At 52.2% G+C, this 21890-nt stretch carries 22 protein-coding genes; 16 read left to right on the forward strand and 6 right to left on the reverse strand.

Features of this window, described 5'->3' with window-relative positions; all coding sequences use genetic code 11:
* Positions 1–198 precede the first annotated feature (198 nt).
* Entirely contained in the window at positions 199–606 is a 408-nt protein-coding gene (locus tag JYB63_RS16550; protein ID WP_205659017.1) for a group II truncated hemoglobin, read from the forward strand.
* A gap of 142 nt (positions 607–748) precedes the next feature.
* The gene (locus JYB63_RS16555; protein ID WP_205659018.1) at positions 749–1606 is read left to right on the forward strand and encodes a CZB domain-containing protein; all 858 of its coding nucleotides are present in this window, start codon (positions 749–751) and stop codon (positions 1604–1606) included.
* A gap of 74 nt (positions 1607–1680) precedes the next feature.
* Here JYB63_RS16555 and JYB63_RS16560 read toward each other — a convergent pair whose 3' ends face one another.
* Positions 1681–2082: an MAPEG family protein gene (locus tag JYB63_RS16560; RefSeq protein WP_205659019.1), complete on the reverse strand. Its 402-nt coding sequence runs from the start codon at positions 2080–2082 to the stop codon at positions 1681–1683.
* A gap of 362 nt (positions 2083–2444) precedes the next feature.
* On the opposite strand from JYB63_RS16560, the gene JYB63_RS16565 reads away from it, so the two are divergent.
* From JYB63_RS16565 to JYB63_RS16580, 4 genes are all read left to right on the forward strand, one after another.
* Entirely contained in the window at positions 2445–3767 is a 1323-nt protein-coding gene (locus tag JYB63_RS16565; protein WP_205659020.1) for an FAD-dependent oxidoreductase, read from the forward strand.
* A gap of 92 nt (positions 3768–3859) precedes the next feature.
* A complete protein-coding gene (locus JYB63_RS16570; RefSeq protein WP_205659021.1) occupies positions 3860–5368 on the forward strand; it encodes a BCCT family transporter in 1509 nt (502 codons plus the stop codon).
* Positions 5368–6492 carry a mandelate racemase/muconate lactonizing enzyme family protein gene (locus JYB63_RS16575; protein ID WP_205659022.1) on the forward strand — a complete coding sequence of 375 codons (1125 nt, stop codon included), beginning with the start codon at positions 5368–5370 and terminating at the stop codon, positions 6490–6492. Before JYB63_RS16570 ends, JYB63_RS16575 begins: the two co-directional genes overlap by 1 nt.
* 84 nt (positions 6493–6576) lie before the next feature.
* On the forward strand, positions 6577–7722 hold the full coding sequence (locus tag JYB63_RS16580; protein ID WP_205659023.1) for a mandelate racemase/muconate lactonizing enzyme family protein: 1146 nt from the start codon (positions 6577–6579) through the stop codon (positions 7720–7722).
* 40 nt (positions 7723–7762) lie between these two features.
* On the opposite strand, the gene JYB63_RS16585 is transcribed toward JYB63_RS16580, so the two are convergent.
* On the reverse strand, positions 7763–8647 hold the full coding sequence (locus JYB63_RS16585; protein WP_205659024.1) for a LysR family transcriptional regulator: 885 nt from the start codon (positions 8645–8647) through the stop codon (positions 7763–7765).
* 150 nt (positions 8648–8797) lie between these two features.
* On the opposite strand from JYB63_RS16585, the gene JYB63_RS16590 reads away from it, so the two are divergent.
* The 6 genes from JYB63_RS16590 (at position 8798) to JYB63_RS16615 (ending at position 14412) form a co-directional block, all read left to right on the forward strand.
* Complete coding sequence (locus JYB63_RS16590) at positions 8798–9811, forward strand: fatty acid desaturase (RefSeq protein WP_205659025.1); 1014 nt, start codon at positions 8798–8800, stop codon at positions 9809–9811.
* Between the two features lie 66 nt (positions 9812–9877).
* Complete coding sequence (locus JYB63_RS16595) at positions 9878–10189, forward strand: non-heme iron oxygenase ferredoxin subunit (protein ID WP_205659026.1); 312 nt, start codon at positions 9878–9880, stop codon at positions 10187–10189.
* A gap of 11 nt (positions 10190–10200) precedes the next feature.
* The gene (locus JYB63_RS16600) at positions 10201–11463 is read left to right on the forward strand and encodes an NAD(P)/FAD-dependent oxidoreductase (RefSeq protein WP_205659027.1); all 1263 of its coding nucleotides are present in this window, start codon (positions 10201–10203) and stop codon (positions 11461–11463) included.
* A gap of 69 nt (positions 11464–11532) precedes the next feature.
* Positions 11533–12831 carry a M24 family metallopeptidase gene (locus JYB63_RS16605; protein ID WP_205659028.1) on the forward strand — a complete coding sequence of 433 codons (1299 nt, stop codon included), beginning with the start codon at positions 11533–11535 and terminating at the stop codon, positions 12829–12831.
* Positions 12832–12850: 19 nt separating this feature from the next.
* Positions 12851–13675, forward strand: coding sequence for a 3-methyl-2-oxobutanoate hydroxymethyltransferase (locus JYB63_RS16610; RefSeq protein WP_205659029.1), 825 nt, complete (start codon positions 12851–12853; stop codon positions 13673–13675).
* A 26-nt stretch (positions 13676–13701) separates the two neighbouring features.
* A complete protein-coding gene (locus JYB63_RS16615; protein ID WP_205659030.1) occupies positions 13702–14412 on the forward strand; it encodes a GntR family transcriptional regulator in 711 nt (236 codons plus the stop codon).
* Between the two features lie 221 nt (positions 14413–14633).
* Here the strand turns inward: JYB63_RS16615 and JYB63_RS16620 are convergent, their stop codons facing one another.
* The 3 genes from JYB63_RS16620 to JYB63_RS16630 form a co-directional block, all read right to left on the reverse strand.
* Positions 14634–15191, reverse strand: a complete 558-nt coding sequence (locus JYB63_RS16620; RefSeq protein ID WP_205659031.1) for a carboxymuconolactone decarboxylase family protein — start codon at positions 15189–15191, stop codon at positions 14634–14636.
* Positions 15192–15268: 77 nt separating this feature from the next.
* Entirely contained in the window at positions 15269–15643 is a 375-nt protein-coding gene (locus tag JYB63_RS16625) for a cupin domain-containing protein (protein WP_205659032.1), read from the reverse strand.
* Between the two features lie 15 nt (positions 15644–15658).
* The gene (locus JYB63_RS16630; RefSeq protein WP_205659033.1) at positions 15659–16243 is read right to left on the reverse strand and encodes an NAD(P)H-dependent oxidoreductase; all 585 of its coding nucleotides are present in this window, start codon (positions 16241–16243) and stop codon (positions 15659–15661) included.
* Between the two features lie 115 nt (positions 16244–16358).
* Here JYB63_RS16630 and JYB63_RS16635 point away from each other — a divergent pair, with 115 nt between their 5' ends.
* Complete coding sequence (locus JYB63_RS16635; protein WP_205659034.1) at positions 16359–16718, forward strand: winged helix-turn-helix transcriptional regulator; 360 nt, start codon at positions 16359–16361, stop codon at positions 16716–16718.
* 83 nt (positions 16719–16801) lie between these two features.
* On the opposite strand, the gene JYB63_RS16640 is transcribed toward JYB63_RS16635, so the two are convergent.
* Positions 16802–17692 (reverse strand): LysR family transcriptional regulator, encoded by an 891-nt coding sequence (locus tag JYB63_RS16640; protein ID WP_205659035.1) that lies wholly within the window; start codon positions 17690–17692, stop codon positions 16802–16804.
* A 140-nt stretch (positions 17693–17832) separates the two neighbouring features.
* Here JYB63_RS16640 and JYB63_RS16645 point away from each other — a divergent pair, with 140 nt between their 5' ends.
* Genes JYB63_RS16645 through JYB63_RS16655 form a run of 3 tightly spaced genes read left to right on the forward strand, consistent with a single transcriptional unit; the run spans position 17833 to position 21882 of the window.
* A complete protein-coding gene (locus tag JYB63_RS16645) occupies positions 17833–19323 on the forward strand; it encodes an aldehyde dehydrogenase family protein (RefSeq protein ID WP_205659036.1) in 1491 nt (496 codons plus the stop codon).
* A 32-nt stretch (positions 19324–19355) separates the two neighbouring features.
* Positions 19356–20483 carry an alkene reductase gene (locus JYB63_RS16650; protein WP_243432034.1) on the forward strand — a complete coding sequence of 376 codons (1128 nt, stop codon included), beginning with the start codon at positions 19356–19358 and terminating at the stop codon, positions 20481–20483.
* A gap of 55 nt (positions 20484–20538) precedes the next feature.
* The gene (locus JYB63_RS16655; RefSeq protein ID WP_243432035.1) at positions 20539–21882 is read left to right on the forward strand and encodes an aldehyde dehydrogenase family protein; all 1344 of its coding nucleotides are present in this window, start codon (positions 20539–20541) and stop codon (positions 21880–21882) included.
* The last annotated feature ends 8 nt before the right edge of the window (positions 21883–21890 follow it).

Genomic DNA, 21890 nt, shown 5'->3' on the forward strand with positions numbered 1-21890 from the left:
TTAAAGCTGTTATTAATACTTCTCTTAAGACTATAGCGATCAGACACAGGAATCAGCAAATCATTCCATGTACGGTGAATCCGGGTCCTGAGGCGACACATAACACCGGCAGGCGACTACTGAACATTTTTCCATTGAATTAATTGCCGCAGCACCGTATATATTCCCCCATTTAATTTTTCAGTGAAGAGAGCTGGCATGCAACAAGAAGTACCGCAATACGGTGTGGAAGACACCTCCTTCCGGGCTGCCGGAGGGCAGGATGGCATTTTCCGGCTGGTGGATGAGTTTTATCTGCAGATGGATACGCTGGAAGAAGCCCGGACAATCCGTGCCATGCACCCTGAGGATATCAGTGGCTCCGCCGATAAACTGGCACGTTTTTTATGTGGCTGGCTGGGCGGACCGAAGTTATATCGTGAGAAATATGGCTCAATTCATATTCCCCAGGCCCATAAGCCCTTTGATATAGGCTGTGATGAGCGGGATGCCTGGCTGCTGTGTATGCGCAAAGCGCTGGAAAAACAGCCCTATGAAGAAGACTTTAAGACTTACCTGCTGGAGCAGTTATGGCGTCCGGCAGAGCGCAGCCGTACCCGTGACTGAGGGTGAATTACTCAAAGTGGGCCATGCTGCGTGCTGTAACCCGCTGTATTAACTATTGTTGTTGTAAGATGTAATCACTGTGCGGGGAACGAGCCCTTATGTTTGCCCTGCCCAATCACACAACACAACCGGAAGTGATGGTATGTCATTACGAAACCTGGACGGCAATGGAAATCAGGCGCTGACGTTTAGCATTGGCGATAGCCTGTATGGCATAAATGTCGGAAACATTCTCAGCTTTTCTGATACCTTTAGCGACATACAGTATTCGGGCGGCCAGGAAGAAGAAGGTTTTCTGGGGTATCTGGATTTTCGTAACACCCTTGTGCCGGTATTTGAGTGCGCAACCTCTCTGGGGCACCGGCGTGAGCGGGACGACCTGATGAGCCTTGTAGATGAAATCGCCGACTATCAGAAAGCTCATATAGACTGGGTTGCTGCACTGGAGCAGTCTATTACATCCGGCGACCCCTTTACCCGGTCACGAAATCCCCGAACCTGTGATTTCGGCAAATGGTATTACAGTTTTGAAACCAAAGATGAAAGTTTGCGTTCCCTGCTGGACAAAATTGAAGAGCCACATGAGCGCATTCATTCCATGGCAGACATCCTGCTGGACATGGTTGCAGCCGGTCAGGCTGATGAAGCGGTGGCTAAACTGCGGATTGAAAAACAGACCACCCTGCGGGTGCTGCTCAGAACACTGGACCATATCACTGAATTTCTGAAGAACGGTGTGCATCCTGTGGTACTGCACCTGACCCGTGAAGGACAGAATACCTGGTTTTCACTGGTGCTGGATAATATCGGCGATGTCATTGATTACAACTCTGAAACCATGGAAACCGTTAACCGGGAGAACAGCCGGGAGCCGCTGGAAGGCTTTGTTCGTGACCCGTCCGGCTTAAGTTTTATGCTGTTGTCGCTGGAAAAACTGCATCAGCAACTGAGCAGTCAGGAAGTGGCTGAGCCTGCGGAGGCTGAAGCCCCCGCCGCTTAAGTAATCATCGGCAAAAGAAAAGCGCTTCTTAATGAAGCGCTTTTTTTATATCTGTCAGACATATCCGGGCGCTTTTACAGGCAACTGGCTGCAATGGCCAGAATTGCAAACCAAGACAGCAGATAGACCGGAGTACGTAAGTATGGAATACCCAGAATATACACAGCCGCGTGTCCCAGTCGTGCCCAGAAGAACACACTTATCCACATAGCCACTTCGGCAATATTGGCCTGCAGGCCGATTGCAGCAAACACTACCGCAATAAATGCCGGCATGGTTTCAACCATATTCAGGTGAGCCCGTTGTGCCCGTTCAGCCCAGAGTGGCTGTTGCGGAGCCTGTTGCGGATAGCCTTCAGGATAATTATTCAGAAAGGTTGGTATTCCCCAAACCGCCGCGCGGGCAAGAATGTAGGGGGTCCACAACAGTAATGTCAGGGCCCCGCTAAGCAGTAAATAGGTATAGATCTGTTGCATGGCTTTTTCCTCATTGACGATTATTGATGGCCGTAACCACCGTGTTTCTGATGAGTTAATGATGATCCCGCTGATGCGGACTAACCATGATCAGATATGCGAAATCCTTGACCGATCATTCTTTTTGACGCGCTTCCGGCAGTTTTCCCCAGACATATTTTGTTATCAGACATGCTGTCGCATGTGTCTTTTCTGAGTGAGTAGTCTGTTCGCTCCTGAACTTTCCCTGTGGATATTTCATGTTAACAAGGATTGACAGCTCCGGTCTCTTAATGACAATATCCAAAATATATTAAAAATATATTTATATTATTCGGTTTGTGTTCGAGTGATATTTTTTAAATTATGTGAAAGGGTCCGTCATGACATACCGCAATAATCTGCCGGCTGATTATAAAAACCAGCTCCCTTGCTTTGGCACGTTCGACATCATCGTTGTAGGTGGTGGCCCTGCAGGCATTGCCGCCGCTGTCAGTGCCAGCGAGCTGGGCAACAAGGTACTGCTGATTGAACAGCTGGGCTTTCTGGGCGGAGCGGCCGTATCCGGTATGTCCGGTACCATCTGTGGCCTGTATATGACGGTTGCTGATCCGCTGGTGGCTAAACCTGAACAGATTATCTTCGGCTTTGCCGAGCGTTTCCGTGATGCTCTCTATCAGGCCGGCGGTTTAACCGACCCGCAGATTTACGGTAAGACCTGGGTCGCTACCCATGACTGCGCGACTTACAAGCGAGTCGCCACGGATATGACCCGGCAGGCAGGCGTGACCGTGCTGTACCACACCCAGATGGTCGATGTGATTACTGAGGATGACGCTTTCAAAGGCATGGTGCTGCATACCAAGTCCGGCTTTACCCGGGTGAATGCGAAGAAAGCCATTGATGCCAGTGGCGATGCCGACGTGGTTTACAAAATGGGCCTGAAAACCAGCAAGGGGAACGACGGTGTTATCCAGAACCCGACTATGATGTTCAAAGTGGGCAATGTGGATATGCAGCAGTATCTGTCGTACTGGGGGCAGGACACTATTTCACCGCCGAAGGTTGTCAGCATGCTGGAAGCCGAAGACGAACTGCTGCGCAAAAAAGTCTGGCTGTTCCCAACGGTGAACCCGGGTGAGCTGTTGGTGAATGCCACCAAGGTAACCGGTTTTGACGGCCGTGCGCTGGATGTGACCAATCCTGTGGATCACTCTGAAGCAGAGCAATTCTCCATCTATCAGGCGCAGAACTTCTTTAAGTTTATGCGGGATAACATTCCCGGTTGTGAAAATGCCTATTTCATCGATTACGCCACGGAAGTGGGCGTACGGCAGACCCGTTCCATCGACGGTATTGCCAAACTGATGAACGACGATGTTATTAACAAGCGTAAGCGTGAAGACAGCATCGCCAAAACCTCCTGGCCAATCGAGCTGCACTACGGTGCCAAGCCAAAAACAGAATGGCTGGTGGATGATTACTACGATGTCCCTTTCCACACCCTGGTACCGAAAAGTGGCCAGGATGTGATCGTTGCCGGGCGTTGCCTGAGCAGTGAACACGAAGCACTGGCCAGCTGCCGGGTGACAGCGCAGTGCTTCGAGTACGGACGGGCTGCAGCCTTTGCTGCAGACCTTTCCATTAAGGAAGATCTGGCTTTCCAGGAAATGGAAGCCGCCCAAATTGTTGCACTCATGCAGTAATTCTTTACCCCGCAAGGCTTCGGCAGGCTGTGCCATCCGGTTTGGATGGTATGGCTGCTTGCGGTTTTTAAAACCCTAACAGGACAAAAATAATGAAGACTGTTGAAACCAACCGGCAGATGCAAATTGTCAGTCTGGCGGTGATCCTTCTGGCGGCATTACCTCTGGTCATGTATCCGGATGCATCAAAAACGGTGATCAAAGACACCATTTTCAAGTGGATGACCAACTCGTTTGATTTCGCTTTTCTGGCGATCGGGCTGGCAGCACTGATGTTTCTTGTCACACTGGCATTCTCAAGCTATGGCAGCATTAAGCTGAGTAAAGATAAAGACCAGCCGGCTGAATTCTCCAAAGGCTCCTGGGCAACCATGGTATTCCTGGCGGGGATCGCCTCCGGTCTGATGTTGTGGGCCGGTACCGAATGGGGTTACCACTATGCCTGGACACCGTTCGGTCTGGAAGCCAAGACAGAACAGATGTTCACCGTGGGGCAGGCCTATGGTCTGTTCCACTGGGGCCCAACAGCCTGGGCGCTGTACTGCGTGCCAACCATTGCGATTGCTTACGTGTATTACATCCGTCAGGTGCACACCTACGGCATCAGCGAAGCTTGCCGTGGCGCGCTGGGTGGTCTGGTTGACGGCCCGCTGGGTACCTTACTGAACTACCTGTTTATTTTTGGTGTACTGGGTGCCGCAGCCACTTCGCTGGGGCTGGGTACGCCGATGATCAGTGGTGCGTTTGCTGAAGTATTTGGCTTCGAGCGCAGCACCTATCTGGATGTCAGCATCATTCTTGCCTGTACGGCTATCTTCACCGTATCCAGTGGTTTAGGTCTGGATAAAGGGATTAAAAACCTGTCTAACTTTGCAACCACCATTTCCATTGCGGTTGTGATCTACGTGTTTGTTGTCGGTCCGTCTAACTTCATTCTGGGTCTGGGTATGGACTCAATCGGCTATGCGGTCAGCAACTACATTAAGATGAGTACCTGGACTGACAGCATTTCCGGCAGCGGCTTCCCGCAGGCCTGGACCGTTTTCTACTGGGCATGGTGGGTTTCCTATGCACCGTTCATGGGGATGTTCGTTGCCCGTATTTCCCGTGGTCGCACTATCCGTGAAGTAATTCTGGGCATGCTGACCTGGGGTACCCTGGGCTGTGCCATCTTCTACATCGTACTGGGCGGTTACAGCATCGACCTGCAGGTTAACGGCGGCGTTGATTTCCAGGCGATTGTGAACAGCTCCGGCCCTGCGGTAGCGATCATAGAACTGTTCAAGACCTTACCTATGGCCAGCATGGTGCTGATTGCTGTGGGTATCTCCGGCATCGTGATGCTGGCAACCACCTTTGACTCTGCGGCCTACACCATGGCCTGTGCGAGCACCAAAGAACTGGATGAAGGCCAGGAGCCGGCGCGTAATAACCGCCTGTTCTGGTGTTTCGCCATTGCAGTAATGCCGGTCATTCTGCTGTTCCTGGGCGGTCTGAAGACCATGCAGACAGCAGCCGTCATTACTGGTCTGCCTATCATGTTTATTCTAATCTTTATGATGTACACCACCTGGAAGTACATCCGTGAGGACAATCCATAATGAACCAACCGGTTGTCGAGTCAATTGACATCTATGGTATCGGTCCCGACGGTGAGAAGGTCTCCTGGTCTTCTTTCCTGGGGCCCATGTACGAGGCGATGATTGTCGTCGAGTTGACCTTTGATAACGGTCTGGTCGGCATTGCCGGCTCGACCGTCTATACCGAACACGAATTTGACCGCAGCGTGGTCGAAAGTGCCTCGCTGATGGCGCCTTTCCTGCTGGGTAAAGGCCTGTTCGATATACCGAAGATCTATGCCGAATGTATGTCCCGGTATGTGCCACTGAAGAATGTCGCCACCTCGCTGTTCGATATCGCCATGCACGATGCCAAGGGCAAACTGCTGAACCTGCCGATCTATAAAATGCTCGGTCAGGCGCAGCCGAAAGTCCGGGCATATGCTTCCAGCCCGCTGCTGGAAGATAATCAGCAATACATTGAGTACTGTCACCAGATGCTGGCACAAGGTTTTAATGCCATTAAAATCCATCCGCGCTGTGTCTTTCAGGAAGACTACGCACTGGTGAAAGCGCTGCAGGCTGAATTTGCTGATCAGGACATTGGCTGGAGTCTGGATGTTGATGCCAACTACAACCGGCAGCAGGCGCTGCGTATGGGGCGCCTGCTGGATAAATACGAGTGGGACTTCTTTGAAGAACCCTTAAGCGATACCGACTTTGAAGGTTATCGCTACCTTTCAGAAAATCTGGATATCGACATTGTGGCCGGCGGTAACGCGGTGCCTAACCTGCAGCTGATTAATCAGGCACTGCAGCGCGGCAGCTGGGACCGGGTGCGCTTTGACTTTACCACCATTGGCGGTTTTACCAACGGTAGCCGGGTAATGGCGCTGAGTCAGGCCTACGGGTTGAAAGCCGAAGTGCAGTCATGGGGCTACACCCTGACGCAGGCGGCTAACCTGCACATGATGTTATCCAACTCTAACTGTGAATACTTTGAACAGGCCGCGCCGTATGAAAAATACGAAGTGGGTGCCAAACAGGTTTTCCGGCCGGACAGTGACGGCTATATCAGCCCGACTGAACTGCCGGGACTCGGCGTTGAGCTGGACTGGGATGTACTGGATCCGCTGGTGTATTTCCACCGGCGCTTTAGCCGTTAGCAGGGCCGCCACTTAGCGACTCCGTTGTAAGAACAGAAAACCCGGTTGCCGTGCAGGCACCGGGTTTTATGCGTGTGTTAGAAAATGTCTGTCAGAATTGAAAATATTCAGGTGCTTTGTCTGCAGGACCCGCAGGCAGACTATGTGCGCTTTGAAGGCAGTTACCAGAATGTGCTGGTAATTGTTCACGGGGATAACGGCCTGTATGGCATCGGCGAGAGTGACTCTCCGCCGGCGGTCATCAAGGCACTGATTGATGCCCCCGCCTATAACCATTTGTCCTGCGGGCTGGCCGGATTACTTAAAGGTGAATATCTGGATGATCCGGTGCGTTTGTGGCACAAGATGTTTAAACATACCAGCTGGCACGGCCGGCATGGGGTGGCGATTCATGCGATCAGCGCGCTGGATATTGCCCTGTGGGATCTCTATGCCCGCTCCGAAGGCAAGCCGTTACTGAAATATTTCGGCCCACAGCAACACCGACGGTTACCGGCTTATGCCACGGTGTATCCCATGAAGGAACAACCGGAAAGTTTCAAAATCCAGATCGGCGAGTTCCTCAGTCAGGGCTTCCGGCGAATTAAAATCTGTGTGGAACCCTGGTGGCATGACTTTGATCTGGCCTGCAGTAATCTGGAAGAACTGCGGGCCTTTATCGGCCCGGACATTGAACTGATGCTGGATGTGGCGCTGGAGTTCCAGCATTACGCCCAGCTGGAACCCTTTGTTGACCTGCTGGAAGCGCTGGATATCAAATGGCTGGAAGCGCCGTTTCCACTGGATAACCCGGGGGACCACCAACGTCTGAAACAGAGAACCCATTTGCCGCTGGGGGTGGGAGATCTGGGGCTGACCACCGTGCGGGAATATCAGCCCTGGCTGGATGCCGGGGTAGTGGATATTGCTCAGCCGGATATCACCATGTTCGGCGGTGTCAGTGAAGTGATGAAGTTACAGAACACCCTGGCGGATACCGACAGCCGGATCATTCCCCATGGCTATAACACGGATATCACCATTGCCGTAAACGCCCATTTTCTTGCTGCGCAAACAATCTGTGAACCACTTGAGTATTCCACCAGCCCGTCGGAATTGCGCCGGCAGCTGGCGCTGAACCCTCATCAGCTGGACGATGACGGCATGATTGCTGTGCGTTCAGAATTACCGGGGCTGGGGGTAGACCTGAACTGGGAGTTGGTCAGGGAATGTGCGCTGCCGGGGCAGTGAGCCCCGGAAGTATCAGGGGACCAGTCCTGCCACGGCAGGATTATTCTGCGTCAGGGAAGAAGGCTTTCACCCAGTTGCAGAAGGTCCGGCCGCTGGCATTGCGTTCGTTGTCCGCCGGGCTGAGCAGGTAGTAGTTTTCTTCCATGGGCATGTTGATGTCGAAAGGCTTGACCAGTTCGCCACTGGCCAGTAAATCCGCACAGACCAGCGGATGGCCCAGGGCGATACCCAGCCCCCGCCGGGCCATATCCATGGAGACCACAAAGGTAGAGGTGGAGTGTACCGGCTGGCTGCCCTGTGCTTCGCAATCGGCATAGCTGAGCCAGTTTTCCCAGCGGTCTGCGGACCCCTGAGTCTCCCAGCGGTTGAAATTGAAGATATCAGCAGGGGAGTTGAGCTGAGCAGCAATTTCCGGCGTACACACCGGGAAACAGGTCTGGCGGGGAAAGGGGTATAAGTCATCCACCTGCCAGTCCCCTTTACCGAAACGTATTTCCACGTGGTCTTCCTCGCCCAGCCCGTATTCCCGTTGCCAGATCATGGTGGTCAGGCTGGTCTGAATATCTGGGTAACGCTGGTAGAAGTCCGGTAAACGGGGGGCAAGCCAGAAGGTGATAAAGGCAATATTCGCCCGCACGGTAATGGCCTGCTGGTGGTCCTTGCCGGTAAACAGTTCGGTGCCCTGACGCAGGGTTTCGAATGCCTGCTGCACCCAGGGCAGGTACAGACGTCCCGCTTCACTCAGCTCCAGGCTGCGTACCCGGCGGATGAACAGGGATTCCCCCAGATGGTTTTCCAGCAGCTTTACCTGCTGGCTGACCGACGACTGGGTGACATGCAGTTCGCTGGCGGCCTGGGTAAAACTCAGGTGCCGGGCGGCCGCTTCAAAGGAACGCAACCATTGCACCGGGGGCAGTTTATTCACAGCAATTTCCTGATATTTGTTGTTATTTTTGTAATGGCCAACTTATGCATAAGTTTGAGTAATGTGATAACAGTAAAATCATCGTTTGTCACTTTTCAGCGGCTGTTTTCTACTGAACTCAGAAAAACAATAACGTGATGAAGAGTTCCTATGACTGACTATCAAGCCACCAATGCTGCTTCTTCCGGCATTAGCGTCCCCAAGAAAAATCTCAAAGCGCTGATGCGCCGCAGCGACAAACCGGGCCTGATCTGGCTGGCCCAGTGGGTAGCATTTCTGCTGATCACCGGTTACGGCGTATACCTGAGTATTGGCACTGTCTGGCACTGGCCGGCCATGTTCCTGTACGGCATCTTCCTGACGGTGCCCAGCTATGCGTTATCCCACGAATGTGCCCACGGCTCCGCTTTTCGTACCCGTGGCCTGAATGAAGCCCTGCTGTGGATTTCTTCACTGCTGTATTACGAAGAGCCAAATCATCGTCGTTTTGCCCATGCCCGGCACCACACCTACACCTGGATTGAAGGCAAAGATGCTCAGATGCCATTTGCTACGCCGATGAATTTCAAAGGCTGGCTGCTGGAGATCACCGGCTGGGCTTTGTATGTCTACGAAACCCGCCTGTTCGTTCGCAATGCTTTGGGCAAGTTTGATGCTGAGGTGCTGGATTACACCCCGGCCTCTGAGCTGGGTAAGCTGAAGTGGGGCGCACGTATCTGCCTGGCGGTCTATGCCAGCCTGTTTGGCATGGCGCTGGCCGGCATCATGTGGCCACTGTGGTTCATCATCATCCCACGTTTGCTGGGGGCGCCGGTGATGCTGCTGTTCACCCTGATCCAGCACGTGGAAATGCAGGAAAACGATGTGGATATCTGCAAGTCCACCCGCTCGTTTACCAGTAACTGGCTGGGTCGTTTCCTGTACATGAATATGAACTTCCACATTGAACATCACCTGTATCCGATGGTGCCGTTTCATCAGTTGGAAAACCTCAATGCCGAGATTAAAGACCAGATTCCACAACCGGACCCGGGCTTTATCCGCACTAATCTGGAAGTGCTGCAGGTGGTCTGGCGCCGTTCCATGGGCGGTTCGACCCGGGCGGCGAGTATCCGTCAGGCACCGCACATGATCAATACACCGGACCTGCAGGAAATGTCCTGACGTCTCACCGGAACAACATAACAACCATAAGAACATCAATAAGAGCGATGCTGTGAGGAATAAATTATGACTGACTGGGTGCTGGCCTGTGCCACTGATGATATCGACGAAGAGGATCTGATCCGTTTCGATCACGAAGACAAAACCTATGCTATCTACAATACCGATAACGGCTTTTTTGCCACCGCCGGTTACTGCACCCATGAAGTGCAGCATCTGGAAGACGGACTGGTGATCGGCAATGTCATTGAATGTCCGCTGCATCAGGGACGGTTTGAAATATCCTCCGGTAAGGCGCTGAGTGCCCCGGTGTGTGAGGACCTGGTGACCTATCCGGTGAAAGTGGAAGGTGATCAGATTTACATTCAGATCGTCTGAGAGGTTTCTGCATGACTGAACTGAAAGTTGGCACCCTGATTATCGGGGCCGGGCAGGCGGGGGCCAGCGCGGCGTTTGCCCTGCGGGAAAAAGGCTACAGTGACCCGGTGTGCATCATCGGTGAAGAAGCCCTGCCGCCCTATGAACGGCCACCGTTATCCAAAGCTGTATTGCGCGACGAGAAAAACCTCGCCGACATTCTGGTGCGGGATTTACCTGCCTACGATACCCACAATATTCAGTTGATGCTGGGGAGCCGGGCAGAGCAGATTCTGCCACAGGAACAGCGGGTAAAACTGGGTGACGGTCAGGTAATCCACTATGACCACCTGATACTGGCCACCGGTGGCCGTCCCCGTCAGCTACCGGGTAAAGCCTTGCCCGGTGTGCACTACCTGCGCAGCCACGGTGACGGTACCCGGCTGGCTGCCGAACTGAAACAGTATAGAAAACTGGCGGTGATCGGCGGTGGTTTTATTGGCCTGGAAGTAGCGGCCAGCGCCCGGCAAATGGGGCTGGAAGTCTGCGTGATAGAAGCAGCACCGCGGGTGTTGCAGCGCAGCCTGCCGGAAACCATTGCTGCCGACGTAGTCGCCCTGCATGAAGACCAGGGGGTGGAGTTTCACTGTAACGCCCGCCTGGAGGGCTTTGTCGGCACGGACCGTCTGAGCGGCATTCAGCTGGAAGACCAACTGATTGACGTGGACATTGCGGTTGTCGGCATTGGCCTGATTCCCAACACCGAACTGGCGGAAGCGGCCGGGCTGGCGGTGGATAACGGCATCTGCACCGATGCGCATTGCCGCACCGGCAATGCGCATATTTACGCCATCGGTGACTGTGCCAACAGCTATCACGGCCATTATCAGCGGGCGGTTCGCCTTGAGTCCTGGCAGAACGCCAATCTGCAGGGGGCTATTGCTGCCGCTGCTATTTGTGCTGATGCCTGTGCTGATGCCTGTTCTGAGATACAGGCGGTTAAAAACGACGCAGTCCCCTGGCTCTGGTCAGATCAGTACGACTGGTCATTTCAGGTGGCAGGTATGTTCGACAGTCAGGCACAGCTGATCAGCCGGGGATCGGCAGCTGAAGGCAAGGTGATTTACTTTATCCACAGTGACGGCGTTCTGACCGGCGTGGTGGGCTGGGGCAAAGGCACATCCGTTGCCAAAGATGTCCGCGTTGGCCAGATGTTACTCCAGCAGGGTAAGAATCCACCCTTTGAAATGCTGGCGGATGACAGTATCTCCCTGAAAAAATTGCTGAAACTCTGACGGGCATCGTTATTGCCTTATCAGGCGCGCCCGCAGAACCATAACAAAAACAATTAAGAGTCAAAAATAATGAACCGAGCATCTGATTACGAAACCGGCATTGCCGCCAACCCCCAGCCAATGACACTGGAGGAAGCGGCCTGGATTACCCCGCCGACACAGCTGACAGATACCGAAGCGATGCTGGATATGCCACGGCTGCGCCGTTACCGCCAGGAACGTCTGCGTGAACAAATCAAACTGCACAATCTGGGCGGTGTACTGTTGACTGATCCGCTGTCGATCCGTTATGCCACCGGGGTGCGTAATTGTGCCCTGTTTCAGACCCATATCCATGCCGGCTATCTGTTTGTACCGGCGGAAGGGCCGGTGGTGTATTTCGATTCATCCCCGGGCCGCTATACCGGCAGTCAGCTGGAAACCATTGATGTGATCCGTGATGACCTGTTACCGGTCAGCTATATGTTTGCCGGCAGCCGACATGAAGAATGGTGCCGTAAATGGGCCCTGCAGATTAAAGAGCTGATGGACCAGTACGGTGGCGGTAACCCGCGTATTGGTCTGGAAAAGGCTGGCACGGAAGGCACCATTGCCTTTCAGAGTGTCGGGCTGGAGGTGCTGGATGCCGGTGCGCCGCTGGCCATGGCGCGGAAGATCAAAAGCGCCGAAGAGATCCTCTGCATGAACCAGACCATCGCCGTGGCGGAAGACGGCATGACCCGCATGCGTAATGCGCTGGTCAATGGCATCACTGAAGTGCAGTTGTGGTCGCATATGTGGCAGGCGAACATTGAAGGGGGCGGTGAATGGATTGAATACCGCCTGCTGGCCTCCGGTGAACGTACCAACCCCTGGCAGCAGGAAGCCGGTTCGCGGATGATCCGCGCCGGTGATCTGGTGTGTTTCGACTGCGGCATGATCGGCCCGTTTGGCTACGGTGCTGATATATCCCGGGCGTTCCACTGCGGGCCGGGCAAGCCCACTGATCATCAGCGCATGCTCTATACCCAGGCATGGGAAGAGATTCAGCACAACACTGAACTGATGCAGCCGGGGGCGGACTTCAACGACATTATCGCCAACCGCTATATTCAGCCGGAAGCCATTGGTCAGCAGACCTATCCGGCCCTGTGCCATGGTCTGGGCATGGGGGATGAGTGGCCGGTGGTCTACTACCCGGCGGATGAGCAATTTCATTTCGACGGCCAGCTTGAAGCCGGCATGGTGATCTGCGTGGAAAGCTACGTCGGTGAAATCGGCGGCAACGAAGGCATCAAACTGGAAAATCAGGTGCTGGTGACCGAATCCGGCCCGATCACCCTGTCCCGCTATCCGTTTGAAGACGGCCTGCTGAACCGCGAATTCTGAACCCGCTGAGGATGTTGTAATGAAAAAGATTTATACCTACGGCGGCGAATTCGGTCTGCGTAACTGGACCGCCGCCGATCTGACTGCTCACAAGGGAGGCGCGAAGCTGACACAGGTGACCGCTGTGAATGCTGAAGAAGCGGCCGCCGCTGAAGCCGCCGGCATCGATATGATCAGCATTATTGCTGATGACCTGGCAGTGACCCGTGCCGCTGCACCGCACACCTTTATTACCGCGGCGCTGCAACTGACGGATTACTATCAGGAAGAAGCAGTGATTAACGGTGCTTTTAAGGCAATGGAAGGGGGGGCGGATGCGGTTTATACCATCCGTAATCTGGAGATGGTCAGTAAACTTGCCAGCTTCGATATGCCGGTAATGGGTCATGCGGGGCTGATTCCCCGTAAATCCACTTGGATCGGTGGCCTGCGCGCCTTTGGCCGCACTGCGGAAGAAGCCATGGAGTTGTATCGGCAGTTTAAACGGCTGGAAGACGCCGGAGCCTGGGCAGTCGAGGTAGAAGTAGTACCGACAGAAGTACTGGCGGCCATCAACATGAAAACCAAGCTGGTGACCACCTCTATCGGGGCCGGCTCCGGCGGGGATGTGATGTTCCTGTTTACCGATGACATCGTCGGTGAAACGGAAAATCCGCCACGGCATGTACGTAGTTACCGTAACTTCTTTGAGATCCGCGAACAGATGCGCCGTGAACGGATTGCCGCCCTGAAGGAATTCCGGGCGGATGTGGAAGAAGGGGCATTCCCGGGGATTGCCGAATCCGTGGAGATGAATGCCGTTGAACTGGATAAGTTCCTTGAGGAACTGGATAAACAGCCCTAACCGGCTGTTTTTCCACAGGCATTAAAATGGCCACCGACTGGGATGAAACCGCTGGGTATTATGTCGATTTCCGATATAATCCCAGCATGCAAACATCTCTGGAAAAAAAGACCAAGGCGGAACTTGCCGCTGAACTGCTGGAAGCAGCCATTATCAGCTGTGATCTGGAACCGGGTTCTGTGATGACAGAAACTGAGGTCAGCGAATACCTGGACCTGGGGCGAACCCCGGTCCGCGAAGCACTGACCCGGCTGGCCAATGAAAATCTGGTACGCCTCTCCCGTGCCGGCGTCGTTATTCCTGAACTTAACCCCATGACCATGCTGAAGCTGCTGGAACCCCGCAGCATGATGGAACGGCTGTGCATCGAAAAAGCCATCGAGCGTATGGTGGATGAAGACCGCGCCCGAATTACACCGGTGATTGATGCCCTGCAGGCGCTGGATAACGGTGACCGCAAAGGCTTTATGGCCCAGTTGCGGGAAATCCATAATATTCTGGCGGACTCTTCCAAGAACGAATTTATCCTCGACTCAATCAAGTCGACCCAGGGCTTGTCCCGGCGTTTTTGGTATTACTATGCCACCGATGAGGATCAGGCCTACTGTACTGATCTCTATGTACGTCAGTTGCAGGCTCTGCTCAGTGGCGACGAAACCACTTCAATGGCCTGCTCGGCCGAGCTGATGCAGTATTTGCAGAACTTCGCCCGCCAGCAGCTGGAACAGTTTCGCTGAGAGTCGGTTTACAAGTTCTTCAATTCACAAGAACGTCAGGTGGAAATGATCTGAAACGGCCTGCGGGTACTGGGTATCCCGTCACTGTTTGACCGGCTGTTTTGCACGGCTCATGAACCTGATCAGAGAACGATTTCGATGCCCTGCTCCTACAACACGGAGCAGAGCATCTCAGCCATTAAACACATATTGCTCAGTGATAACGGTCAGGCAATGCCGGACTATCGGTTGGCTGGGTGTGTCCAGCTGTATTGTTTAAAAGCGTCATCCGGTTCTGTACCTGCCAGAGCATTGGTGAAGTTCGAGATTAATTTTGCTGCTAAGCCTGTCAACACTTCTAACGCTTGCTGCTTTGAATAACCGGCACTGAGAAAGCTTTCAAGCTTTTCGTTGCCGATATGTCCGCGGTCATTTAACAGATTTTTAGTGAACTCATGCAGTACCTGTAATTTAGGATCAGGAAGGGGATTACCTTCTCTCAGTGCCTCGATCACTTCTTCGGGCATATTGGCGTGATGCATCATCCAGGTATGTCCGGGGATGCAATAGTGGCAGTTGTTTTCATAGTTTGCCGTCATGAATACCACTTGCTGTTCCAGCGGTGAAAATGAACTTTCTTTCATAAACAGGCCGAAGGCTGAGTTGTAAATCTCATAAGTGATCGGGGCTTCAGCCAGTATTCTGTGAAGGTTAGGCACTAACCCCATCGATTTTTGTGATTGTGCAATTAACTGCTGTGATTTTTCCGGCGCAGTTTCGGTGGTGTGATACGTAAACATTATGCATCTCCGGGCAGGGTGTGTATTTTTTAATCTATATAAATCAATAAAAAGCGTTGTACGGGGCTACTTTCAGCTTACCGGCGTGCTTCAACGATGATGGCGATAACTTCACTGTTGCCGGTATTGGTGACCTGATGTGTCCATGCTTCGTGCCACATCGTATGGCCGTCAGGTACGCTGATATTGAGCGTCTGATCACCTTCGGTAATCGTTAAGTGGCCACCTTTCAGGAAATATACGGTTTCATCCTGATGATGGTGTTGAGCATCGGCTTCACCGGGTTGCAAAACCATCTTTAAAACCAGAACCGAGTCATTTTCCAGTAACAGCGTGTACTGTTCCGGTGAAGCAATGTGCGCGGGCTTATCTTCGGCGAACGTCAGTGCAGCCACCGTCAGAAGTGCACCTGTAAATAAACCTTTCGTTAAAGGTAAGAGGCTATTCAACATAGTGTTTTCCTGTGGTCAAAACTGGTCAGCGATATGTCTTGAGAACAGTGAGAAATACTTTTCAGACTCAAAGTTTTTCATGACGTCAAAGCATGCGAACGTAGGTAATGCCGTCATTCCAAAAAAGCGGAAATTCATGTGGACAGGAAAGAACAGATCATCCACGCTTTTGCCCTGAAACAGATATTCATCCGGATCATTGAACGACTCTTCAGGGGCGTTAAAAGTAAGAGAAAGCATGTATTTCTTGTCTTTGAGCATGCCGCCTGCGCCATAGTTTTCTTTTGGCCGGTCACTGTGACGCCCGTCACCTTCACATAACGTACCGCTCATGCCCGCGGTGTAGATTTCGTCCATGTATTTTTTGAATGTCCATGGAACGCTCATCCAGTTAACAGGGGATTGCACAATAATTGTGTCGGCCCATAAATGATTTTCCAGTTCCTGATCAACATCCCAGCCGGCGCTGATATCAACAACGCGGGTATGATGGCCTTTGCTGTGCAGGATCTCTTCAGCTAGCCGGACTAAAGCACTGTTTAAAGAGCCTTCGGCAAAGGGGTAAGGGTGATGGGCGTTGATTATCAGAATATTACTCATGTGTGCATCCGTTATTGTCAGTGGTAAGTACAAGAATGAGGTATATTTTGGTAACCTGGTTTATCTTTTCAATTAGTTTACTTTTGGTAACCACTGGTTAAAGTGATGGGTTTATATGGAAAGCTACGTAAAAACAGACAGTTATGGTAAGAAAAAAGTTTTTAATGCTTGCCTTGAACCCTGCGCTATTGAAAAAGGGATGCGGCTTATCGGCGGGAAATGGACAGGATCAATCATTTATCATCTTAAAGACGGGCCTGTGCGCTTTAATGATCTGACCCGAATGCTGGGGGGCGCCAGTAAGAAAATCATCGACCAGCGACTGAAAGAGCTGGAATCAAGGGGAATGGTCATCCGGACGGTTATCAATGACCGGCCGGTCGCGGTGACTTATGAACTTACAGAGTTTGGTAACAGCGCTCTGAAGATATTAGATGATCTTCGAATCTGGTCGGAAAGGCATGATATCGGGTAAGGGCTAACCTGACGTCAGAATACCCGGCATGCAGGTCCGGGCATTTTTGTTCAGGGGAATTCAATCTGCTGGCAAAGATTCTGTTATCTGAAAAGCAGTTTAAGCTGCTCCACAACCCACATGTGTAACTGGCTGTGATTAGACCGGCTGTGCCATGCAGCAACCACTTCAAATTTAGGGGTCTTGTTGTCCAGGTGCAACGGGATAACCTTTTCATTCGGCAAGAGTCTGGATGGATAAAATGCAATGACATCCGTGGCCGCCATAATATCCGGTGCAGCAGAAAAGCTGGGAACAGACATGACAATGTTTCTTTTCAGCCCCTGCATGGCGAACCATTCATCGTGTGATCCCCTCAGGTTTGCACGTGAAGGGGAGATGATCAGTTGGGGGAGTCCGGCAACATCAGCCAGAGTTAATTGCCGGTCTTTCAGGGGAGAGTTTTTCCCGGCAATACACACATGCTGCTCTTCAAACAATAATTTATACGGCAGGTTATCAGGAATAAAGCTCGGGAAGGTGAGTGCTAAATCAATTTCACCGGAGGCCATTAAGCTGTTGAGATTATCCGACTCAAAATCCCTCACGATAACTTTCAGTTCCGGTGCTGAACGGCGGATTACTTCTAATAACTGGGGCAGAATCGCCTGAATTGCATAATCGGTCGCGCTGATACTGAATACACCCGTATAAGTAGCGGGGTTAAAGGTTTCAGGGGTCAGTAATGATTCAATGTCCTGCAAAATACCGTTGACCTTACCGCCCAGTTGCTCAGCGATCGGGGTCGGCACCATCTGATTTCCCTGACGCACAAAAAGCCGGTCATTAAACGTATCTCTCAACTTACGTAACTGTTCACTGATAGCCTGTTGCGTAAGCCCCATCTTTTCAGCGACGCGGGATAAATTCCGTTCCTGCAGGAGTAATTCCAGTATCCGCAGTTGCTTAAGGTCCAGCCGACTTACACCATTCATAATTGTAGCCTTAACAATGACAAGTTGTTTCTAATTGTATCCATGTCTCTCTACTATTCCCACCATCTCGAAACCCAGTTAAATCCGGTTTTGTCCGAATACGGCCCCGGAGTTTTTCAACTAACGACCTGGAGACAGATATGAATCAAGCGGTTACTCACTTTTCCCCACAGGATACTTACCAGCTGTTTATTGCCGGCGAATGGGTTGATAGCAGTACTGGCCGTACGATGGACAGTTTCAATCCTGCGACTGGTGAATTACTTACTCGCATACCTTTAGCGGATGCCAGTGACGTGGACGCAGCTGTTCAGGCAGCCAGGCAAGCTTTCCCGGTCTGGAAACGAACTTCTTCCGTTGAGCGTCAGAACGCACTGCTCAAAATAGCCGATATGCTTGAAGCAAAGAAAGATTACTTTGCTCACTTGGAAGCACTGGAAACAGGCAAACCTATCCGGGAAACAAGCGGTATTGATATTCCGTTAGCGATTGATCATTTCCGGTATTTTGCCGGTGTGATCCGCTCCCACAGCGACGAAGCGGTCATGATAGATGAGCAAACCATGAGCCTTGTTTTCAGTGAGCCGCTGGGGGTTGTTGGCCAGGTTATTCCCTGGAACTACCCATTGTTGATGGCAGCCTGGAAAATCGCGCCGGCCATCGCTACCGGAAATACGGTGGTAATTAAACCGTCTGAAATGACTTCGACCAGCCTGTTGGAACTGGCGAAAATCTTTCGGGCGGTGCTGCCTGCCGGAGTGGTGAACGTTATCACTGGCGTTGGCGCTGAGGCTGGCCAGGCTTTGCTGGATCACCCTGATATTGAAAAGCTCGCGTTCACCGGCTCAACCGGCATTGGCTACAACGTTGCCAAAGCGGCGGCGGATAAACTGATACCGGCAACTCTCGAGCTGGGGGGCAAGTCAGCGAACATCGTATTTCCCGATGCGAACCGGGAAAAATCACTGGAAGGTGCTGCTTTATCCATTCTGCTAAATCAGGGGCAGGTATGTGAGTCCGGCGCCCGGCTGTTCGTTCACAAAAGTATTTTTGATCGCTTTGTTACGGAGCTGAAAGAGAAATTTGAGGCGGTAAGAGTGGGCGACCCGCTGAATCCGGATACTCAGATGGGCAGCCAGATCAGTGAAGCACAAATGAACCGCATTCTTGGCTATATCGAAATCGCTAAAAACGAAGGCGCAAAGATTCTGACGGGTGGCCGGCGGCTTGAAAAGCCCGGGCTGGAAAATGGTTTTTACATTGAACCGACCATTATCACCGATGCGAATAATTCGATGAAAGTTGCTCAGGAAGAAATTTTTGGACCAGTGGTTGTTGTTATTCCGTTTTCTTCTGAGGAAGAAGTGATCGCGATGGCAAACCAGTCAGATTATGGCCTGGCGGGCGGGGTCTGGACTCAGGATATCAACCGGGCATTACGTGTCGCGCAAGGCGTGGAAACCGGTCGGATCTGGGTGAATACCTATCACGAATTACCCGCGCATGCGCCGTTTGGCGGTTACAAAAAATCCGGCATTGGGCGTGAGACCCATAAGTCGATGATTGAAGCTTATACACAAAAGAAAAATGTCTTTATCAGCCTTAGTGAAAAGCCGCTGGGACTTTTTTAAACGTATAGCAGATTAAGTGATTACAGGAATACATGATGAAAAATGAAGCGTTATTCAGCGAAATTAATCTGGGGCCATACACCCTGAAAAACCGTGTTGTACTGCCACCCCTGACCCGGTCGCGTAGTACTCAGCCAGGCAATATTGCCAATGACCTGATGGCTGATTACTACGGACAGCGGGCTGGTGCCGGTTTTATGGTAACTGAAGGTACTCAGATTGAACCCCGGGGGCAGGGGTATGCCTGGACGCCAGGTATCCACTCACAGGATCAGATTGAAGGCTGGAAGAAAGTTACCCGGGAAGTACATGACAAGGGGGGCATTATTTTTGCGCAGCTTTGGCATGTAGGGCGCGTTTCGCATACCTCACTGCAACCGGATAATGCCGCCCCGGTTGCACCATCAGCGATCCGTGCAGATGCGGTTAAAGTTTTCATTGAGACCGGGCCCGGTGAAGGTGCACTGGCTGACCCGAGTGAACCCCGTGCACTGACAACGGAAGAAGTAAAAGAGCTGGTGCAGCTTTATGCACAGGCAGCACGTAATGCGATGGAAGCAGGTTTTGACGGTGTTGAACTGCACTGTGCCAATGGCTATCTGGTGAATCAGTTTATCTCTGAACACACCAATCAGCGGGACGATGAATACGGTGGCAGCCTTGAAAACCGTCTGCGCTTTCTTAAAGAAATTGTGACGGCTGTCTCTGACGTTGTTGGCAGTAACCGGTTGGGGGTGCGGTTCGCGCCACTGTTTGAAAGCACCGATGAAGACAGGGTGTATCTGGGGCTGGTTGAAAGCGATCCGCACACCACTTACATCGAGGCAATCAGGCTGTTGGATCAGGCGGGTATTGCTTATCTCTCGCTGGCTGAAGCTGACTGGGATAACGCCCCGGATCTTCCTGAAAACTTCTATCAGGAAGTTCGTGAAACCTTCAGTGGCCGCATTATGTATGCCGGAAAATATTCTGCCGATAAAGCCCTTCGGGTGCTGCAGGCAGGTAACGGCGATATTTTTGGCTTCGGTCGTCCGTTCATCGCGAATCCGGATTTACCGGAACGTATCCGCAATGAATGGCCCCTCAATGATGTGGATCCGGTAACCATGTATGGCGGTACCGACAAGGGGTATACGGATTATCCGGTATACCGGTCGTAAACCGGCAGGCCAGGGACGGCCTGGTTATCTTTTAAGACATCTGGCAGTAAACATTATGATGAATAGAAAACTGCAATCCTTTGATCCCAGTAATGGCAAGCTGCTGGGCGAAGTATCCGTAACCGGACCTGAAGCGCTGGAGCAGGTTATCGCCAATGCGAAAACTGCTGGGCAGTACTGGCGTCGCCTGCGGCCGCAGGCACGGCTGGACCTGGTAAAAGCCGCATTTACGCATCTCGAGCCACATATTCAGGAACTTGGTTTACTCCTGAGCCAGGAGATGGGTAAAGACCTCCGGCGTTCAGTTTCCGAAGTTGGCGGTTCTGTTTATTCCGCCGGTTTCGTCGCTGAACAGGCTTTTGAATCCCTGCAAAGCAAAAAGGTAAGCAGCAATACTGAACTGCAGTATCAGCCACTGGGAGTTGCTGCTGTTATTTCCCCCTGGAACTACCCGGTGGCAATGGCTTGCAACCTGATTGTGCCGGCCCTGATCGCGGGCAACAGTGTGGTGTTTAAACCATCGGAAGAAACGCCGTTGATAGCACATGCATTCTGCGAGCTGTTAAACGAAATCCTGCCTGATGACGTATTGCAGATTGTCCATGGTGACGGGGAGACCGGTAAAGCGCTCGTTGAAAGTGCTGTCGATCTGGTTGCGTTTACCGGTTCGATGGCAGCCGGAAAGGACATCATGTCACGGGCGTCGGGCGGTTTAAAAAGATTGATCATGGAGCTTGGCGGCAATGATCCGATGATCGTTATGAAAGACGCCAATATCGAAGCGGCGGCATATTTTGCTGTCGGAAGCAGTCTGGAAAACACCGGTCAGATGTGTACTTCGACCGAGCGGATTTATGTGGATGAAGCGATCGCTGAAGAGTTTGAGAACCGGGTTGTTCAGATTGCGTCTGAATTCCGGGCCGGCGCCTGGAATGAGAGTAATGTTCAGATCGGACCGGTGATTAATAAAAAACAGCACCGCAAAATTATGACGCATATCCGGGATGCTGTGGATCAGGGAGCACAGCTGCGTTTAGGTGAGCTGCATCAGTCACCGCCGTTTATCCGGCCAACGGTGCTGACAGATATCAGGCCGCAGATGCTGGTTGAGAAAGAAGAAACATTCGGACCTGTGATTGCTATCAGCCGTTTCAGTAAACCTGAAGAAGCGATTAACCGGGCGAATAACTCTGTCTACGGGTTAGGCGCTGTGGTGTTTGGCGAGGCGGGTGCGCAGGCGGTTGCTGACCAGTTGGAAGCCGGCATGGTGGCTATTAATCAGGGTGTCGGTGGCAGTGGTGAAAGCCCGTGGGTCGGTGCGAAACAAAGCGGTTACGGTTATCACGGATCACCTGCCGGCCATCAGCAATTCGCCCAGATCAGAGTTTTGAGTCATTAACAAACAGG

Source organism: Aliamphritea spongicola, assembly GCF_017051665.1.
Taxonomy (GTDB): domain Bacteria; phylum Pseudomonadota; class Gammaproteobacteria; order Pseudomonadales; family Balneatricaceae; genus Amphritea; species Amphritea spongicola.

Excerpts from the sequence above, each read along its gene's own strand:
- JYB63_RS16655 (WP_243432035.1), top strand. The coding sequence starts at position 20,539 with ATGATGAATAGAAAACTGCAATCCTTTGATCCCAGTAATGGCAAGCTG.
- JYB63_RS16650 (WP_243432034.1), top strand. The coding sequence starts at position 19,356 with ATGATGAAAAATGAAGCGTTATTCAGCGAAATTAATCTGGGGCCATAC.
- JYB63_RS16625 (WP_205659032.1), bottom strand. The coding sequence starts at position 15,643 with ATGTTGAATAGCCTCTTACCTTTAACGAAAGGTTTATTTACAGGTGCA.
- JYB63_RS16570 (WP_205659021.1), top strand. The coding sequence starts at position 3,860 with ATGAAGACTGTTGAAACCAACCGGCAGATGCAAATTGTCAGTCTGGCG.
- JYB63_RS16615 (WP_205659030.1), top strand. The coding sequence starts at position 13,702 with ATGGCCACCGACTGGGATGAAACCGCTGGGTATTATGTCGATTTCCGA.
- JYB63_RS16595 (WP_205659026.1), top strand. The coding sequence starts at position 9,878 with ATGACTGACTGGGTGCTGGCCTGTGCCACTGATGATATCGACGAAGAG.
- JYB63_RS16565 (WP_205659020.1), top strand. The coding sequence starts at position 2,445 with ATGACATACCGCAATAATCTGCCGGCTGATTATAAAAACCAGCTCCCT.
- JYB63_RS16635 (WP_205659034.1), top strand. The coding sequence starts at position 16,359 with ATGGAAAGCTACGTAAAAACAGACAGTTATGGTAAGAAAAAAGTTTTT.
- JYB63_RS16575 (WP_205659022.1), top strand. The coding sequence starts at position 5,368 with ATGAACCAACCGGTTGTCGAGTCAATTGACATCTATGGTATCGGTCCC.
- JYB63_RS16580 (WP_205659023.1), top strand. The coding sequence starts at position 6,577 with ATGTCTGTCAGAATTGAAAATATTCAGGTGCTTTGTCTGCAGGACCCG.
- JYB63_RS16550 (WP_205659017.1), top strand. The coding sequence starts at position 199 with ATGCAACAAGAAGTACCGCAATACGGTGTGGAAGACACCTCCTTCCGG.
- JYB63_RS16620 (WP_205659031.1), bottom strand. The coding sequence starts at position 15,191 with ATGTTTACGTATCACACCACCGAAACTGCGCCGGAAAAATCACAGCAG.
- JYB63_RS16640 (WP_205659035.1), bottom strand. The coding sequence starts at position 17,692 with ATGAATGGTGTAAGTCGGCTGGACCTTAAGCAACTGCGGATACTGGAA.
- JYB63_RS16630 (WP_205659033.1), bottom strand. The coding sequence starts at position 16,243 with ATGAGTAATATTCTGATAATCAACGCCCATCACCCTTACCCCTTTGCC.
- JYB63_RS16590 (WP_205659025.1), top strand. The coding sequence starts at position 8,798 with ATGACTGACTATCAAGCCACCAATGCTGCTTCTTCCGGCATTAGCGTC.
- JYB63_RS16605 (WP_205659028.1), top strand. The coding sequence starts at position 11,533 with ATGAACCGAGCATCTGATTACGAAACCGGCATTGCCGCCAACCCCCAG.
- JYB63_RS16555 (WP_205659018.1), top strand. The coding sequence starts at position 749 with ATGTCATTACGAAACCTGGACGGCAATGGAAATCAGGCGCTGACGTTT.
- JYB63_RS16645 (WP_205659036.1), top strand. The coding sequence starts at position 17,833 with ATGAATCAAGCGGTTACTCACTTTTCCCCACAGGATACTTACCAGCTG.
- JYB63_RS16560 (WP_205659019.1), bottom strand. The coding sequence starts at position 2,082 with ATGCAACAGATCTATACCTATTTACTGCTTAGCGGGGCCCTGACATTA.
- JYB63_RS16600 (WP_205659027.1), top strand. The coding sequence starts at position 10,201 with ATGACTGAACTGAAAGTTGGCACCCTGATTATCGGGGCCGGGCAGGCG.
- JYB63_RS16610 (WP_205659029.1), top strand. The coding sequence starts at position 12,851 with ATGAAAAAGATTTATACCTACGGCGGCGAATTCGGTCTGCGTAACTGG.